The 14,801-nt window shown below is 59.5% G+C and carries 13 protein-coding genes and 4 pseudogenes; 9 read left to right on the top strand and 8 right to left on the bottom strand.

Annotated elements, in window-relative coordinates; translation table 11 throughout:
* Positions 1–67: 67 nt before the first annotated feature.
* Together gap and ETW23_RS25135 are read left to right on the top strand one after the other, a co-directional pair.
* Positions 68–1,069 (top strand): type I glyceraldehyde-3-phosphate dehydrogenase, encoded by a 1,002-nt coding sequence (gene gap, locus ETW23_RS09940; protein ID WP_134829896.1) that lies wholly within the window; start codon positions 68–70, stop codon positions 1,067–1,069.
* A gap of 76 nt (positions 1,070–1,145) precedes the next feature.
* The gene (locus tag ETW23_RS25135; RefSeq protein WP_027259049.1) at positions 1,146–1,289 is read left to right on the top strand and encodes a hypothetical protein; all 144 of its coding nucleotides are present in this window, start codon (positions 1,146–1,148) and stop codon (positions 1,287–1,289) included.
* A gap of 167 nt (positions 1,290–1,456) precedes the next feature.
* On the opposite strand, the gene coaD is transcribed toward ETW23_RS25135, so the two are convergent.
* From coaD to ETW23_RS09925, 3 genes are all read right to left on the bottom strand, one after another.
* Positions 1,457–1,957: a pantetheine-phosphate adenylyltransferase gene (coaD, locus tag ETW23_RS09935; RefSeq protein ID WP_129370969.1), complete on the bottom strand. Its 501-nt coding sequence runs from the start codon at positions 1,955–1,957 to the stop codon at positions 1,457–1,459.
* A gap of 94 nt (positions 1,958–2,051) precedes the next feature.
* Positions 2,052–2,486, bottom strand: coding sequence for a CBS domain-containing protein (locus ETW23_RS09930; RefSeq protein WP_129370970.1), 435 nt, complete (start codon positions 2,484–2,486; stop codon positions 2,052–2,054).
* Between the two features lie 55 nt (positions 2,487–2,541).
* Positions 2,542–3,438, bottom strand: a complete 897-nt coding sequence (locus tag ETW23_RS09925) for a LysR family transcriptional regulator (RefSeq protein WP_134829895.1) — start codon at positions 3,436–3,438, stop codon at positions 2,542–2,544.
* A gap of 136 nt (positions 3,439–3,574) precedes the next feature.
* On the opposite strand from ETW23_RS09925, the gene ETW23_RS09920 reads away from it, so the two are divergent.
* The 3 genes from ETW23_RS09920 (at position 3,575) to ETW23_RS09910 (ending at position 7,075) form a co-directional block, all read left to right on the top strand.
* Positions 3,575–5,074, top strand: coding sequence for a CoA-acylating methylmalonate-semialdehyde dehydrogenase (locus ETW23_RS09920; RefSeq protein ID WP_134829894.1), 1,500 nt, complete (start codon positions 3,575–3,577; stop codon positions 5,072–5,074).
* 210 nt (positions 5,075–5,284) lie between these two features.
* Positions 5,285–6,319 (top strand): fatty acid desaturase, encoded by a 1,035-nt coding sequence (locus ETW23_RS09915; protein ID WP_134829893.1) that lies wholly within the window; start codon positions 5,285–5,287, stop codon positions 6,317–6,319.
* A 153-nt stretch (positions 6,320–6,472) separates the two neighbouring features.
* Positions 6,473–7,075, top strand: coding sequence for a L,D-transpeptidase (locus tag ETW23_RS09910; protein ID WP_134829892.1), 603 nt, complete (start codon positions 6,473–6,475; stop codon positions 7,073–7,075).
* Positions 7,076–7,154: 79 nt separating this feature from the next.
* On the opposite strand, the gene ETW23_RS09905 is transcribed toward ETW23_RS09910, so the two are convergent.
* Both ETW23_RS09905 and ETW23_RS09900 read right to left on the bottom strand, forming a co-directional pair.
* Positions 7,155–8,651: a UDP-N-acetylglucosamine-peptide N-acetylglucosaminyltransferase gene (locus ETW23_RS09905; protein ID WP_167738109.1), complete on the bottom strand. Its 1,497-nt coding sequence runs from the start codon at positions 8,649–8,651 to the stop codon at positions 7,155–7,157.
* A gap of 950 nt (positions 8,652–9,601) precedes the next feature.
* Positions 9,602–10,500 (bottom strand): annotated as a pseudogene (locus tag ETW23_RS09900) (IS3 family transposase); the annotation flags it as partial.
* An 86-nt stretch (positions 10,501–10,586) separates the two neighbouring features.
* Between ETW23_RS09900 and ETW23_RS09895 the strand changes: the two are divergent.
* From ETW23_RS09895 to ETW23_RS09885, 4 genes and pseudogenes are all read left to right on the top strand, one after another.
* The gene (locus ETW23_RS09895; RefSeq protein WP_247677011.1) at positions 10,587–10,997 is read left to right on the top strand and encodes a transposase; all 411 of its coding nucleotides are present in this window, start codon (positions 10,587–10,589) and stop codon (positions 10,995–10,997) included.
* A pseudogene (tnpB, locus tag ETW23_RS26750) lies at positions 10,991–11,170 on the top strand (IS66 family insertion sequence element accessory protein TnpB); the annotation flags it as partial. The gene ETW23_RS09895 and the pseudogene tnpB (ETW23_RS26750), both read left to right, overlap by 7 nt.
* Before the next feature lie 82 nt (positions 11,171–11,252).
* Positions 11,253–11,411 carry a transposase gene (gene tnpB / locus ETW23_RS25885; protein ID WP_254695131.1) on the top strand — a complete coding sequence of 53 codons (159 nt, stop codon included), beginning with the start codon at positions 11,253–11,255 and terminating at the stop codon, positions 11,409–11,411.
* A gap of 177 nt (positions 11,412–11,588) precedes the next feature.
* Positions 11,589–13,034: pseudogene (locus ETW23_RS09885) on the top strand (IS66 family transposase); the annotation flags it as partial.
* A gap of 29 nt (positions 13,035–13,063) precedes the next feature.
* On the opposite strand, the pseudogene ETW23_RS25375 reads toward ETW23_RS09885, so the two are convergent.
* From ETW23_RS25375 to ETW23_RS09880, 3 genes and pseudogenes are all read right to left on the bottom strand, one after another.
* Positions 13,064–13,341 (bottom strand): annotated as a pseudogene (locus tag ETW23_RS25375) (transposase); the annotation flags it as partial.
* 44 nt (positions 13,342–13,385) lie between these two features.
* On the bottom strand, positions 13,386–13,523 hold the full coding sequence (locus ETW23_RS25130) for a hypothetical protein (protein WP_167738108.1): 138 nt from the start codon (positions 13,521–13,523) through the stop codon (positions 13,386–13,388).
* A gap of 528 nt (positions 13,524–14,051) precedes the next feature.
* Entirely contained in the window at positions 14,052–14,306 is a 255-nt protein-coding gene (locus ETW23_RS09880) for a hypothetical protein (protein WP_134829890.1), read from the bottom strand.
* Between the last annotated feature and the right edge of the window lie 495 nt (positions 14,307–14,801).

Here is a 14,801-nt window from a genome sequence, read left to right as displayed (position 1 = left end):
CTTTAGACCACATCTGCACCGGTCTATATGGCGATCAAAGGTTTTTGCTCGCTTGGAGACGTAACTCATGACCATCAAAGTCGGGATCAACGGTTTTGGCCGCATCGGACGCTGCACCCTGTCGCACATCGCCGCTTCGGGCCGCGACGACATCGAAGTGATCAAGGTGAACGCCACCGGCCCGCTGGAGACCGCAGCACACCTGATCAAATACGATAGCGTGCATGGCCGTTTCCCCGGCGAGGTCACCATTGGCGAAGGCACCATGAACCTGGGCCGCGGCGACATGCAGATGTTCTCGACCTACGACTTGGGCGCGCTGGACTGGTCGGGCTGCGACGTGGTTCTGGAATGCACCGGCAAGTTCAACGACGGTGAGAAGGCCAAAGCGCATCTGGAGCGCGGTGCGAAGAAAGTACTGCTGTCCGCCCCTGGCAAAAACGTCGACAAGACCATCGTCTTCGGCGTCAACGACGACCAGCTGACCGCCGCCGACACCATGATCTCCAACGGCTCCTGCACCACCAACTGCCTGGCGCCGCTGGCCAAGGTGCTGGACGAGGCGTTCGGCATCGAGCACGGCATCATGACCACCATCCACGCCTACACCGGCGACCAGCCGACTCTGGACCGCCGCCACAAGGACCTGTACCGCGCCCGCGCTGCCGCCATGTCGATGATCCCGACCTCGACCGGCGCCGCCAAGGCCCTGGGTGAGGTGCTGCCGAACCTGAAAGGCCGCCTTGATGGTTCCGCCATCCGCGTGCCGACCCCGAATGTCTCCGCCGTGGACCTGACTTTCCGCGCTGGCCGCGATGTGACCCCTGAGCAGATCAACGCCGCCGTCAAGGAAGCCGCCGAAGGCCCGATGAAGGGTGTTCTGGGCTATGAGCCGGCACCGCTGGTCTCCACCGATTTCAACCACTCGCCCGAGAGCTCGATCTTTGCGCCGGATCAGACCCGGGTGCTGGACGGCCGCATGGTGCGGGTGCTGGCCTGGTACGACAATGAATGGGGTTTTTCGGTCCGCATGGCTGATGTGGCTGTTGCGATGGGCAAACTGGGCTGATCCCGGCCTAACCTCTTGAGATTTCACGCCCGCTCAGGTTATCTGGGCGGGCGTTTTCTATTGCGGCGGAGCCCCGATGACCAACCGGATTGCCATTTCCCTCGGCGTGTTCCTGATTGCCGCCGCGGTGATCGACATCGCCATGTTCGGCGATCAGCACATGATCTTCCTGGGCAAGAAACTGTTTGCCCTGATCGACTGGGTCGCCTTCTGGCGCTGACCGGCCTGTGGCCGCCTGCCACAGGTTTCGACGCCGCCTGTGTCGGTTTTGCTTCTTTCTGGTCTAAAATACCCCGGGGTGAATTGGCCTGCGGCCAAGAGGGGCAGCGCCCCTCCCGCGTCAGCCTGCGGCCCGCACTGCACTCAGCGGGTTTACCCCACGCCGGTTCATGCGGTCTTGCCCAAACGCTCCAGCAGCTTGTCGTTGACCAGCGGAGTGACGAATTTCGACACGTCGCCGTCCAGCCGGGCGATTTCCTTGACCAGTTTTGATGCAATCGCCTGGTGCCGTGCCTCTGCCATCAGGAACACGGTCTCGATCGAACTGTCCAACGCCCGGTTCATACCGACCATCTGAAACTCATATTCGAAATCGGCAACCGCCCGCAGGCCGCGCACGATGATTTGCGCGCCGACGTCGCGGGCGCAGTCGATCAGCAGGTTTTCAAACGGATGCGCAACAATTTCGGTCCCGGTTTCGGTGCTGAGCTTGGCGCATTCCGCCTCGATCATCTCAACCCGCTCTTCCAGGTCAAACAGCGGCCCCTTGTCGCGGTTGATTGCCACGCCGATAACCAGTTTATCCACCATCGCGCTGGCGCGGCGGATAATGTCGATATGCCCGATGGTGATCGGGTCAAAGGTGCCGGGATACAGACCCACACGCATCGGCGGCCTCCTGCTTTGTCAAATTTCTGCACAAGCAAACATATTTGCGGCCATCATTGCAAGAGAGCAGAAATACGGACGCCGCCGCTGCGGCTTAGTGCCCCATGATCATGCCTTGCAGGGCATCTTTCTCCATTGCCACCTGCGCCAGCTGCGCTTTGACCAGATCGCCAAGCGTTACGATCCCAACAAGTTTTCCATCTTCGACAACCGGCATATGGCGGAAACGCCCTTCGGTCATCTGCTGCAGCACACCGCCGACATTCGACTGGCTGGTGCAGGTCACCAGCTTGCGCGTCATGTATTCGCTGACAGGTTTGCTCAGGCAGCCGGGCCCGCTGACGGCAAGCTCACGGACAATATCGCGCTCGGACAGAATGCCATCGGGTTTTTCTCCATCCGCGGAAACTACAACGGAACCGAATTTGTTCTCGGCCAAAAGCTTTGCTGCTTCCGACACGCTGGCATCCGGCTTGATCGTGACCACACCGTTGGTGGCTTTGGACTTCAAAATGACCTGAACGAGCACGTTGCAGACCTCCATAATATTGGCGCGTTTCAATTAAGTGTGCCGCAACGCAGCTTTAAGTCAAGGCTTCCAGCCGGGCCACCTCGTCGCGGATGCCTTTCGACAACGCCTGGGCAAAGCGGTTCAACCGCTCGCTGCGCTGGTCTCCCTGGTGGCGCACCAGATGGAAACTGCGGCTGAGGCTGACCTTGTCGGTCAGGATCTTGCGCAGCATCCGGTGGGACGGCAGGCTGAAGTCATGCGCAATGCAGATCGCCGTGCCTTGCGCCGCCATCTTGATCTGCACTGACACGGAATTCGACGCCAGCGCCACCCGTTCGACCCCTATATCGTTCAGATAGTCCAGTTCCTTGTCGAAAATCATGTCGGGGATGTAGCCGATCATCTTGTGGCCCTTCAGATCCGCCAGCCCGGTGATCGGCGGATGGTTCTTCAGGTAATGACGCGAGGCGACCAGATGCAGCCGGTAGTCGCAGATCTTCTGCACCAGCAGCTTGCCCGCTGTCGGCGCGCTGACGGTCACTGCCATATCCGCCTCGCGGCGGCTGAGGTTGATCACCCGCGGCAGCGCCACGATCTGGATGTCCAGATCCGGGTTTTCCTCGGCGATCCGGGCACAGACCTGCGGCAACAGATAGTTGGCGCTGCCGTCCGGGGCGCCGATACGTATCTGCCCGGACATGGTGTCGCTGGGGCCGCTCAGCGCTTCGGTCCCGGCGCGCATGGCCTGTTCGGCCGCTTCGGCATGGACCAGCAAGCGGTCGCCCGCAGCACTCAGCGCATAGCCTTGCGGCGATTTCACAAACAGCGGTGTTTCCAGTGCGGCCTCAAACCGGGCGACCCGCCGCCCCACCGTTGCGGGGTCCATTTTGAGGATACGGCCGGCGCCTGACAGGCTCGCCTCCCGTGCCACCGCCAAAAACACTTTCATATCATCCCACTGCGGATCCATCGGCCCGGGTCCTCCGTCTTGCTGCTAACGTTCTGTTAACCTTTTGCGTTCCTGCAAAGCCTCTTTGAAATCTTTCCTCTTTTCCGATGATTTTTGCAAGCCTAGGATTAAGGCAAGATGAACAGAGGAGGATCCGATGAAAGAACTCGGCCATTTTATTAACGGCGCACTGATCTCCGGCACCTCGGGCCGTTTTGACGATATCTTCAACCCTGCAACCGGCGAAGTGCAGTATCTATGCCCGATGGCCAGCGTTGCAGAAACCACTGACGCCATCGAAAAAGCAGCCGCGGCACAGCCCGCCTGGGGCGCCACCAACCCGCAGAAACGCGCCCGTGTGATGATGGCCATGGTCGGCCTGATGAACCGCGACATGGACAAGCTGGCCGAGGCGCTGAGCCGTGAGCACGGCAAGACCATTCCCGACGCCAAGGGCGACCTGCAGCGCGGTTTGGAAGTGATCGAATACTGCATCGGCGCACCGCAGATGCTGAAGGGTGAATTCACCGACAGCGCAGGCCCCGGCATCGACATGTACTCCATGCGCCAGCCGCTCGGCGTGGTTGCCTCGATCATGCCGTTCAACTTCCCCGCGATGATGCCGCTGTGGCACGTCGGCCCGGCCCTGGCCTGCGGTAACGCCGTAGTGCTGAAACCCTCCGAGCGCGACCCCTCGGTGCCGCTGATGCTGGCCGAGCTGTTTGTCGAAGCCGGCCTGCCCGCAGGCGTGTTCCAGGTAGTGAACGGCGACCGCGAAGCGGTTGATACCCTGCTCGACAGCGAGATCATCCAGGGCGTGTCCTTTGTCGGCTCCACCCCGATCGCGCAGTACATCTATTCCCGCGCCACCGCCAACGGCAAGCGCGCCCAGTGTTTCGGCGGCGCCAAGAACCACATGATCGTGATGCCCGACGCCGATCTGGACCAGGCCGCCGACGCACTGGTCGGTGCAGGTTTCGGCGCGGCAGGCGAACGCTGCATGGCGATCTCGGTTGCGGTTCCGGTGGGTGAGGAAACCGCCGACAAGCTGATCGAAAAGCTCATCCCGCGCATTGAGAAGCTGAAAGTCGGCCCCTACACCGCCGGCGACGACGTGGACCTGGGTCCGGTTGTGACCGCGGCCTCCAAAGAACGCATTCTGGGCCTGATCCAGTCCGGCGTCGATCAGGGCGCGGAACTGGTGGTCGACAACCGCGACTTCAAACTGCAGGGCTACGAGGACGGCTTCTTTGTCGGCGCCCATCTGTTTGACCGGGTGACCCCGGACATGGATATCTACAAGCAGGAAATCTTTGGCCCGGTTCTGTCCACCGTGCGTGCAGACAGCTATGAGGACGCGCTGAAACTGGCGATGGATCACGAATACGGCAACGGCACCGCGATCTTTACCCGCGACGGCGACACCGCCCGTGATTTCGCAAGCCGCGTCAACATCGGCATGGTCGGCATCAACGTGCCGATCCCGGTGCCGCTGGCCTATCACACCTTCGGCGGCTGGAAGAAATCCATGTTCGGCGACTTGAACCAGCACGGCCCCGACAGCTTCAAGTTCTACTCCCGCACCAAGACCGTGACCTCGCGCTGGCCCTCGGGCATCAAGGAAGGCGGCGAGTTCAACTTCAAAGCAATGGACTGACCTTCCGGCCAGGCCGGAAACAATCAGAGGCTCCGGATTTCCGGGGCCTCATTTTTTTGATCAGACTTCAAAAATCCGGGGCCAATCGATCACTATTTCGCGGTTTAGGCTGAATTGACCCTGTTTTGGCGGGCCTGCGGCAGAATTTCACTTGCCCCACGCGTCTGGTAGTCTATCCGGTCTGCATCAGACAAATAAAACGGCAGGCGTATGAGCAACTCCCCAGACTCCACCAGGCCGCAGGCGGCCGAGAAAACGGCGCGCGACTGGGTGAAGGTCCTCGCGCAATACAGGGAACCCGATCACAGGCGCAGCGCGTTTGAACTGGCGGTCACGGTTGTCCCCTTTCTCCTGCTCTGGGCTCTGGCCTGGTGGTCGCTGTCGGTCAGCTATTGGCTGACGCTGGCGATCTCCATTCTGATCGCGGCTTTCCTGTTGCGCCTGTTCACCATCCAGCATGATTGCGGGCACGGTTCCTTCTTCCGCAACCGCCATGTCAGCGATTGGGTCGGCCGCATCATCGGCGTTCTGACCCTCACCCCGTATGACGTTTGGCGCCGCACCCATTCAATCCACCACAGCACCCATGGCAACCTGGGCAAGCGCGGCATGGGCGACATCCACACGATGACCGTGGCCGAATACCGGGCGCTGGGACGCTGGGACCGGCTGATGTACCGGATCTACCGCCACCCCGTGACCCTGTTCGGGTTTGGCCCCGGCTACCTGTTCTTCCTGCAAAACCGCATTCCCTACGGTCTGATGAACCAGGCCCGCTACTGGATCAGCGCGATGGGCACCAATGCGGTGATCCTCGCAGCTGTCGGCATTATCTGGTACTTTGGCGGGCTGATGCCGCTTCTGCTGATCTTTGTGCCGGCAACATTGGTCGCCGCAACAGCAGGCATGTGGCTGTTCTATGTGCAGCATCAATTTGAGACCACTCAATGGGAACAGGAAGAAGACTGGCAGCTGCATGACGCCGCCCTGCATGGCAGCTCGCACTATGTATTGCCGCCGGTTCTGCAGTGGATCAGCGCCAATATCGGCATCCACCATGTGCATCACCTTTACAGCCGCATCCCGTTCTACCGCCTGACCGAAGTCCTGCGCGATCACGCAGAACTGTCCGAAGGCAACCGGATGACCATCCGCGAAAGCCTGGCCAATGCGCGGCTGCACCTGTGGGATGAAGACAGCAAGCGCCTGCTGTCCTTCGCCCAGGCCCGGCCGCTGTATTCCTGACGCCTCTGGTGCAGTGTTGCCGGGGTGGCGGTGTTCCGCCGCCCCGGCAACACAAGCTTGTGAGGCGCCGCAATTCCGCTATGCCGCCTCTAGGAAAATCCGTGCGCCAGCTTATCTTGCTGTGGAGTTTTCGAGCAGCACGGTTGAGGAAAAATGACCAAACTCAAAATCACCCGCCGCACCACCCTGATGGGCCTTGGCGCCACTTTGGCCGCTCCGGCCGTCCTGCGGGCGCAATCGACGGATGCCTTCCCGCAAGACGAGACCCCCATTCGCGAAGAGGTAGCGGTGCAGCGCAATCTGTCCGCCTTCACCCAGCAGAACTGGCAGGATCATTTCGACACGCTCGGCGCCGGCTGCTTGCTGGCCGATATCAGCTCCCGCGCGCTGCATTACTGGGGGCCGGACGGTGAAACCTACCGGCTGTTCCCCTCTTCTGTGCCGATGACCGAGGATCTGACCAAACGCGGCTTCACCAAAGTGGTGCGCAAACGGGAAAACCCAAGCTGGACTCCGACCGCCTCCATGCGCGAGCGTGATCCAACCCTGCCCGTCCGGATCGAGGGCGGCGTTCCCGGCAACCCGCTGGGCACCCGGGCAATGTATCTGGACTGGCCGGCCTATCTGGTGCACGGAACCCACGACACCCGCAAGATCGGACGGCAAAGCTCCTCCGGCTGTATCGGCCTCTACAATCAGCACGCCGAGGAGCTGTTTGAAATGGTGCAGATCGGCACCCAGGTCCGGTTGCTGTAGCCAGAAGACTGGGGTCAGCATTGGAAACCAAAAAGGAGCGCAGATACCGCCTGCGCTCCCTTGCTTTCAGAATCCGAAATCAGGTCAGGCTGATGTGATCCGGCTTCAGGCCCGCGTTGAACCGCTCAACGGCTTTTTCCATCAACGCTTCGAAATTGCGGGTGAATTTTTCCGTGTCATACAGCGGACCGGTTGCGATTCCGTTTTTCACCCGCGCCTTTACATCTGCCAGATACGCCGGATCGCGCGCCAGTTTCAGAGCAAGCGCATGATACTGCTTCGGGGTCTCCGCTGTTAGCTCCTGCAGGCCGACGCAACGCAGCAGGCTTGTTGCAACCCGGGCCGAAAACTGCTTGCCAGGCTTTGTAACAACCGGCACGCCGCTCCAAAGCGCTTCGCTTGCAGTGGTATGAGCGTTGTAGTTGAACGTATCCAGAAACAAGTCCGCGTGGGGGAGCCTCGCCAGGTGCTCCGCTTGGGGCAACCGGTTTGCGAAGATGATCTGGTTTTCCCCCGCGCCCTGGTTTCGGGCCTCCTTCAGCAGCAGCGCCTTTCCCGCTTCGGACGGTTCCAGCAGCCACAGAACGCTGTCCGGAACCTCCTTCAGAAGATCCATCCAGATCTTAAAAGCATCCGGAGAGATCTTGTAGGGATTGTTGAAGGAGCAGAACACAAAGCTTCCTTCCGGCAGACCCAGCTGGTTTCTATCCGGCATATTCCCCGGGCGCACCCTGCTGCCGTCATTCACCTGATAGGTTCCTGGCATGTACAAAATCTTCTCGGCGTAGTGTGCCCTCATGCTCTTGGGGACAGTCACTGCATCACCAATCAGGTAATCCATTTCCCGCAGCGCGGTTGTGCCAGGATATCCAAGATAGGACACCTGCACAGGCGCCGCCCGGTAGCAGAATATCCCCAGGCGGCTGCCTGCTGTATGCCCCTTCAGGTCGATTGCAACATCAATCCCGTCCTTGCGGGCAAGTTTGGCAATGTCTCTGTCGGACAGCTGCGAAACATCCTTGTAGCTGTCCACTGACTGCCGAACACGCCGTTGCGCTTGGTCAAGCTCCCCGGAACCGGTGTCGTAAATGAAGATTTCGAATTCTTCGCGGTCATGCAGCGCAAACATTCCGCCCATCAGAAACATGGTCGCATGCCCGAAAAAGTCGTTCGAGAAATACCCGAGCCTGATTTTCCCGGCCCTGCGCGGCTCCAGCGGCGGAAGGGGTTGAGTGGCCGGAATCGCCTCCAGCGCCTTGGCCATTCGCGCCGAGCGCCGCTTTTGATACCCCGGATTATCGGTCAGCGGCAGGAACATGAAAGGATCGGGGCAACCTCTTTCCTTGTCGATGAATCTGAGCTTGTCCGCCAGTCCCTCAAATGCGTTCCATTCGCATTTTTTTAGCTTCAGGTACAGCATCCGGGAAAGCAAAGTTGAGCATTCCGCCCCCGACCCGACGGCTAGTTCAAAGAAATCAAGCGCATCTTCCTCCCGCTTCTCCTTCAGCAGGAAGTTCGCGATTGCGATTTGGCATTTGGTGTTTGCCGGCTCTATCTTCAGTGCTTGGTGCAACATCTGGAACGCTTTCCCTTTCAGGCCCGCCATTTGCAGGGCCTCTGCAGCACTCAGATGCAGCCGGACATCACCCGGGCTAACGCCAATTGCCTGCTGAAGCAGCCGGATTGCCTCCCCGGGATTGCCAGAAACTATTCGGCGTAGCGCCTGGACATAAAGCGTGTCCGCTTGGCTTGTGACGGGAGCCGGGTTCGTCGCGGCCCGGCTAGAATTTAATGAATGGGGCATTCAAAAACCTTCTGATGTTCGTCTCGAAAGCCGCTGTGGCCGGTTGAAATCTGGCTCCGAAGCACCGACCGAGAGGTCTGCCAGATATCCGAACTCGGTACCGCCTTGGAGCCAACCGGTCGGTTTTTGGCAGGCTCGTCTCATGATCGCATCTATTTCTTAAAATTCCCCTCATCCGCCGCCCCGCGGGCGCAGTGTTAGGAGACATTTGGTATTGCAGTAACCGGAAGAGGCCGGAGGAACCCGGAAAAACCCGGATGGGGCCATAAATAAAAGGGCTTACAGGAAGGTATAAGCCCGAAATGAAGCCAGGGACGTTTGTCCTTCAATGCCCGGCAAAATGGCCCATACAGCGTGATTGACCGATTTTGGGACACTTCCCGTTGCAAACCCTAAATGCCCTGTGAAACGCCTATAAAATGGAGCTGTCAGGCTGGGTGGGCATCCACTAGCACTGAGTTTGACGTGTTTCGGCTTGTCATTAAAGCATCATGGATATGCTTTGGAAGTGTGGGCAGCGGCTGGCCCTGATCACTGGCACGCAGGTAGAAATCTGACAGCCGACGGAACAAAGCCGACTCGCTGTAAGACCCCGCTATGTGGAAGGCGCGGCTTCTTTCGGTAGTTGGAGCTAAGTCATGGTTGTTTGAGGACAACCCGCGAGAAATCCGGCCTTCCGCAGTTTGGGCCTGTCCCGTTTTCGTGCCGCGCCAAGTGCTCGTTTAGGCCACTTTCCGTTCGAACGCGACCGGGCTTTTCCAACCCAATGCTGAGTGCCGTCGGCGCGGATTGTAGAAGCCATTGATGTACTGGAAGATGGCCATTTCAGCGTCTCGGCGCGTTGGCCATGACCTGCGCCAGATCAACTCTGCTTTGATTGTTTTGAAGAAGGTTTCGACAGCAGAGTTGTCATAGCAATTTCCCTTACCACTCATCGACACCCGGAACCCATGCTGGCGCAGAAGTTTCTGATAGTCGTGGGAACAATATTGGCTGCCGCGATCCGTGTGGTGAATGCATCCTTTGGGTGGCTGCCGCAACGCCACAGCCATCTTCAATGCCCGGATGGCCAGGTCACGCTTCATCCGATTGCTTAACGCCCACCCGATTACGCGCCGTGAATGCAGGTCCAAGATCACAGCAAGATACAACCATCCCTCTCGGGTCCACACGTAACTGATGTCACCAGCCCATTTCTGGTTGGGTTTGTCTGCTGAGAAGTTCCGGTTCAAAAGGTCGGGTGCGATATTGAAAGCGGGGTTGCTGCCCCCCTCTCGGCAGATTGCGTTGCAATCGCCTGCCGGGCAATGGCCGTCACCTTGTATTTTCTCGACCGTTCAACACGAATGCCATTCTCACGCATCAAACGGCCAACACGCCGATGCCCGGCATTCAAACCGAGTTCCTTTAGTTCCCCGGTCATTCGTGGACGGCCATAGTTGCCCAGACTGAGACGGGACTGTTCTTTGATGCGGGCCAAGACAACCATGCCGGTTCGTTGCCTTTGGCCCGCTGGTCGGCTGCGACAGGCACGCAGGCCGCGAACACTATCGTCCAGCACCTCACACATCCTCTTGGCGCAAAAGGCGGATCGGTGTTCTTCGATGAACCTGAACCTCATGGTAAGCGGCGTCTCGACCCCACGTTGCTGATGATGGGTTCGGATGCGAGGTGATCTCCATCTCATGATGGGGAGTGCGTTTCGCAATGTGCGCTACAAATTCGTTTCTCAAATCACTGGGCGTCGAGATCTACGCGTCGGGTCACCGCCGTTGGCCGGATAAGGCAAAGGCCCTGGCCGTCTCGATGACCTTGGAGACCGGTGCGACGGTGAATGCCGTGGCGGAACGGTTTGGCATTCTGCCCAATCAGCTCTCGGCCTGGCGTCGAGAGGCCAAGCAAGGCAAGCTTGTGCTGCCTGCGGCCGAAGTTGAGGAACCTGTCTTTGCGCCTCTCGTCGTCTGCGAGGTCGCCGAGGAGGAAGCGCATCCGGAAGTCGCATCGCAGGCGGCCTCGATCAGGATCATTCGGGGTGCTGTTGTGATCGAACTCGCGCATGACATCCCCGTCGCCCGAGTAGCGGAGATCGTCCACGCGCTGGAGGCGCATCCATGCTGATGCCCTCGCAGGGCGTGCGGATCCTGGTGGCGACGAAGCCTGTCGACTTCCGGAAGGGCCATGATGGTCTCGCGGCTTTGGTTCAATCCGCGCTGGCCGAGGATCCATTCACCGGCACGGTCTTCGTCTTCCGCTCAAAGCGCGCCGACCGGATGAAGATCCTGTTCTGGGAGTTTGCGCCGGCCTGCGTGAAACGCAGCAAACTGTCCGGGGGACAGTTTGAGGCAAGAACGGGCGGAGCCCAGCGGTTTGGTCATGGCCTACAAGCGGCTGGAAGAAAGCACGTTCACCTGGCCGGCGATCCGCGACGGGGCCATGACGCTGAACCGTGCGCAGTTCGAAGCCCTGTTTGCCGGCTTGGACTGGCGCCGTGTGCGATCGCTGGAGGTGCGCAGACCAGCTGTGGCAGAGTGACTCGCCCCAGGGAATGATAGGGCATCCGCGCATGTCCAGCGCCCCGCCCATCGACCTGTCCGCGATCCCCGAGAGCCAGCGCGCCGCCGTTCTGGCGCTGCTGCAGGAGAATGGTGCGTGAAGGACGCCAACCGGCGGCTCGAGCATCTCGTGGCAGAGTTGAACCATGTCGTGCATGGCAAACGGTCCGAGAAGCTGAGCGAAGACGACCGGCAGCTGGCCTTCGAAGACCTGGAAACCGCCGCCGCGGAGGTCGAGGCCCGCAAGGAGCAGGCCGCGCCATCCACCACGACGCCGCGCCGGACGCGGCAGCGCAATCTCGGCCATCTGCCCGCGGATCTGCCGCGCATCGAACGTGTCATCGAACCGGCGAGCCTCGATTGCCCCTGTGGGTGCGGCCGCATGCACCGGATCGGCGAGGATCGGACCGAACGTCTGGACATCGTGCCCGCGCAGCTTCGGGTGCTGGTCGACATCCGGCCGAAGTATGCCTGCCGCGCTTGCTCGGACGGTGTCACCCAAGCGCCCGCCGCGCCGCGGCTGATCGAGGGCGGGCTGCCGACAGAAGGTGCCATCGCCCACGTCCTGGTGTCCAAGTTCGCGGACCACCTTCCGTTTTACAGACAGAGCCAGATCCTTGCCCGCTCCGGCCTCCAGATCGACCGCAGCACCCTGGCGGACTGGGCCGGGACAGCCGCGTTCCACCTTGGCCCGGTGGTCGACCGGCTGTCCGAGCAGCTGAAGGGATCGGCCAAGCTCTTCATGCCCTCTCGGCAGCATGCTTCGCATGCGCCTGCCGGGTAATAGACGAGACGACGGCTCCTGTCCTCGACCCGGGCAGAGGCCGAACCAAGACCGGCTACCTATGGGCCTTGGCGCGCGATGACCGTGGATGGGGCGGAGAGGACCCGCCCGGCGTGGTGTTTACCTGCCATCCCAGCCGCGCCGGCGCGCATGCCGAGCAAATCCTGCAGAGCTTCGGCGGGATCCTGCAGTTGGATGGCTACACCGGTTACGATCGGCTGACGCGCCCCTCCCGCAAGGGCGGCGCGCCGATCACGGTTGCGCATTGTTGGGCACACGCTCGTCGCAAGCTCAAGGAGATATTCGACCGCGACGTCTCCGAGATCGCTGGCGAGGGGCTACGCCGGATCGCCGAGCTCTACCGCATTGAGGCCGAGATCCGCGGCATGGGCCCCGGTCAGCGCCTGTCTGCCCGCCAAGCCCGCAGCGCGCCCCTTGTCGCCCGGGTTCGGCGACTGGCTGCAGGCGCAGCGCCTGCGTGTCCCGGCCAAGTTGCAGCTGGGCGAGAAGCTGGCCTATATCCACCGACAGTGGGGCGGCCTGCAGACCTTCCTGCATGACGGCCGCGTCGAGATCGACTCCAACCCCATCGAGAACCTGATCCGCCCGATTGCCCTGACGAGAAAGAATGCGCTCTTCGCCGGACATGACGAAGGCGGTCGCACATGGGCCCGCATCGCTTCCCTGATCGCCACCGCGAAGATCAACGGCGTGGAGCCCTTGGCGTATCTCAAGGCGAGCCTTGAGGTGATCGCCGCCGGTCACCCAGCCAGCCAGATCGGCAATCTGCTTCCCTGGAACTTCAACCCGTCAAGTTGATCCCGCGTGGGGCGCAGACACCGCTTACACCTCATGGCTTTAGGCCCGCAAAGAACTGCGTTGCCTTTTTTAAGATCTCCCTCTCCTCCTTGAGAATGCGGTTTTCCCGTCGAAGCCGTTCTTTCTCACGTGCAAGATCAAGGTCCTTGTCGGACACAACATCCGTGTCGCGGTGCGCTAAAATCCACTAATTCAAAGTCGACAGACCAACGCCCAAATCAGATGCCACCTGCTTGCGTGCCAGTCCGCTCGTCAGCGCGATCCGCACCGCATCAGCGCGGAACTCGTCCGTTCGTTTCAATCCCATAGTTCGTCTCCTTTGCTGCAATAAATGCTATCAAAGGAGCGGCATCAAACCGCGACACGTTCAAAACCACTTTCCAGACCTACCGGACGCAGCATAGCAAGAAAGAACTCTTCAGCGCTGCTATAGTGAGTTTTCTTGAAGTACGATGCTGCTTCCGTCTTCAACTGTTTCCGATCAATCATAACCCTCGCCATTAAGTTTTGAATCAATCAATAGAATGAGGGCACTGCACATCAAAACTGCTCCGCACTCAAGGATAGCCGGTCCAGTGAATACAGCCGCGACTCCGTGCCCAGTTGCCAGCTGGATGCCGTTTAGTTGACCATTTGATGGGCTCCTAGTGCTCTATGAGCAGGGCGCCGATTTCCCAAACGTTCCGACGCCCGGCTGTTAGGGGACACTTGATATTGCAGTAACCGGAAGAGGCCGGAAGAACCCGGATGGGGCCATATAAAAAGGGCATTCTGGAAGGTTTGCACCCGAAGACAGGCCCGGAGCGTTTATCCTTCAATACCCGGAAAAATGGCCCCTACAGCGCGCTCAGCAGATTTTGGGACACTTCCTGCTGCAAACTCTCGAGAACCCCTGAAAAGACTACAGAACAGGGTTTTAACGCGGTCGCCGTGGTGGTTAGGCATCTAAAACCGCGTTCCCGAACTTGGAAAGGGTTTTTGAAGGAACTAGCTCAACTGAGCACAGGCAACTGCTACTCAGGCGGACGGCGCAGAGAGCGAACCCAACAACCGCTCCAGTTCCCCAATGGTGCTGCTATACTCAGCGATATCACGATCCAGCATCGCGATACGCTTTTCAGTTACATCTTCAAGATTAGAAAGATCTGAGCCTTGATAGCTTCTTCGGTTGCCCCGGTAGCTCTGCTTCTCGTGCTGGCAAGCCTCTAGGTGCTTGGAAAAGGTTTCAATGGTCGACTTAATTCCATCCATATTCAATCTAAAACCGGACATTTTCACTTCATCTTGTCCTGGTTCACACGCTTCACTTCTACTGTCATTTCAGCCTCTGTCTCAGTGGGTTGGTAAACGCGCCGAACGACGCGCTCCAAGGAGATAGGGGCCTAATGAAGCCCACTCAAGGGAACGCATGCTATATGTTGATTATTACTGATATCGACAACAACATGTGGGAACCAATAGCTGTTAGGTATTACCGCTATCCCTGCGCTTACGTTGAATCAAGCGGCGCCGGATTTCCTCCCGCTGTTCCACGGTCTCAGCAAGGATCCTCCGTATTAGGGCAATGCGAGCGCCTAAAGCGTTAAGGCGTTGTTTTTTCTCATTATTTTAAAAATCACGCCATCCCTTGACTACCGGTGGCTGGTATACATCTGCCTTCGACATTGGCATTTTCCCTTTCTTTTCAAGGAAACCCGTATACCAATAACTGGTATACGAGGGCAAATGAGGACTGAGGTTGCCCTCTCTCGCCCGCTCTGATAGACA

The organism is Leisingera sp. NJS201 (assembly GCF_004535885.1).
GTDB lineage: Bacteria > Pseudomonadota > Alphaproteobacteria > Rhodobacterales > Rhodobacteraceae > Leisingera.
Note: the sequence above shows the minus strand (reverse complement) of the source record. Positions and strands in the feature narration are given on the sequence as shown.

Bases quoted from the DNA above. Each gene is read 5' to 3' on its own strand.
- gap (WP_134829896.1), top strand. From the start codon at position 68: ATGACCATCAAAGTCGGGATCAACGGTTTTGGCCGCATCGGACGCTGC.
- ETW23_RS25135 (WP_027259049.1), top strand. From the start codon at position 1,146: ATGACCAACCGGATTGCCATTTCCCTCGGCGTGTTCCTGATTGCCGCC.
- coaD (WP_129370969.1), bottom strand. From the start codon at position 1,957: ATGCGTGTGGGTCTGTATCCCGGCACCTTTGACCCGATCACCATCGGG.
- ETW23_RS09925 (WP_134829895.1), bottom strand. From the start codon at position 3,438: ATGGATCCGCAGTGGGATGATATGAAAGTGTTTTTGGCGGTGGCACGG.
- ETW23_RS09920 (WP_134829894.1), top strand. From the start codon at position 3,575: ATGAAAGAACTCGGCCATTTTATTAACGGCGCACTGATCTCCGGCACC.
- ETW23_RS09915 (WP_134829893.1), top strand. From the start codon at position 5,285: ATGAGCAACTCCCCAGACTCCACCAGGCCGCAGGCGGCCGAGAAAACG.
- ETW23_RS09910 (WP_134829892.1), top strand. From the start codon at position 6,473: ATGACCAAACTCAAAATCACCCGCCGCACCACCCTGATGGGCCTTGGC.
- ETW23_RS09905 (WP_167738109.1), bottom strand. From the start codon at position 8,651: ATGTTGCACCAAGCACTGAAGATAGAGCCGGCAAACACCAAATGCCAA.
- ETW23_RS09895 (WP_247677011.1), top strand. From the start codon at position 10,587: ATGTGCGCTACAAATTCGTTTCTCAAATCACTGGGCGTCGAGATCTAC.
- tnpB (WP_254695131.1), top strand. From the start codon at position 11,253: ATGGCCTACAAGCGGCTGGAAGAAAGCACGTTCACCTGGCCGGCGATC.
- ETW23_RS25130 (WP_167738108.1), bottom strand. From the start codon at position 13,523: ATGATTGATCGGAAACAGTTGAAGACGGAAGCAGCATCGTACTTCAAG.
- ETW23_RS09880 (WP_134829890.1), bottom strand. From the start codon at position 14,306: ATGTCCGGTTTTAGATTGAATATGGATGGAATTAAGTCGACCATTGAA.